Source organism: Shewanella sp. TB7-MNA-CIBAN-0143 (assembly GCF_040310065.1).
In the GTDB taxonomy this organism is placed as follows: domain Bacteria; phylum Pseudomonadota; class Gammaproteobacteria; order Enterobacterales; family Shewanellaceae; genus Shewanella.
Window position 1 is genome coordinate 1 of sequence record NZ_JBEOPL010000058.1, and the last position, 831, is coordinate 831.

General features: G+C 48.1%; 1 protein-coding gene. It reads left to right on the forward strand.

The genetic code is table 11. The features are described from left to right. The coding region (locus AAEY97_RS21110; RefSeq protein ID WP_351001291.1) for a cadherin-like domain-containing protein at nt 1-831 on the forward strand (831 nt) is incomplete at both ends.

Below are 831 nucleotides of genomic sequence, written 5' to 3' on the forward strand. Positions count from 1 at the left end.
GATAACGACGGTGATGTTGATTCAGATTTAAGCGTGGTGACATTTGAAGTTGACGGCCAAACCTATCCTGCCGGCACTGAAGTCACACTAGATGGCGGTGTACTGATCATCAATGAAGATGGCTCTTATACCTTCACTCCGAATGAAAATTGGAACGGTACCGTTCCTGTTATTACCTACACCACCAATACTGGTGTTACCGCTACATTAACTATTGAAATCACCCCAGTTGATGATGCGTCCGTTTTGGTCAACGACACCAATACTGTTGCTGAAGACAGTGTAGCAACGGGTAACGTATTAGATAACGACGGTGATGTTGATTCAGATTTAAGCGTGGTGACATTTGAAGTTGACGGCCAAACCTATCCTGCCGGCACAGAAGTCACACTTGAGGGCGGTGTACTGATCATCAATGAAGATGGCTCTTATACCTTCACTCCGAATGAAAACTGGAACGGTACCGTTCCTGTTATTACTTACACGACTAACACTGGTGAAACAGCAACATTAACCATTGAAGTAACGCCAGCCAACGATGCGCCTACCATTGATGTGGTCGCCAATGACTTTACTGAAAACAGCGCCGTTGATGGCGATGTGGCTGCAACCTACACCACCTTTGATGAAGACGGTGATTTACTGACGGTTGACTTTACCCCAGGCAGCAATGACGACGGTTACTACGCGTTGGTTAACGGCGAAGTGGTATTAACCCAAGCGGGTGCTGACTTGATTAACAATGGCGGCACACTGCCGCCGGTGGATTTGACCGTCTCGGATGGCAGCTTAACCGGTCAAGACAGTGACACGCCGGGTATTGCGCCGACC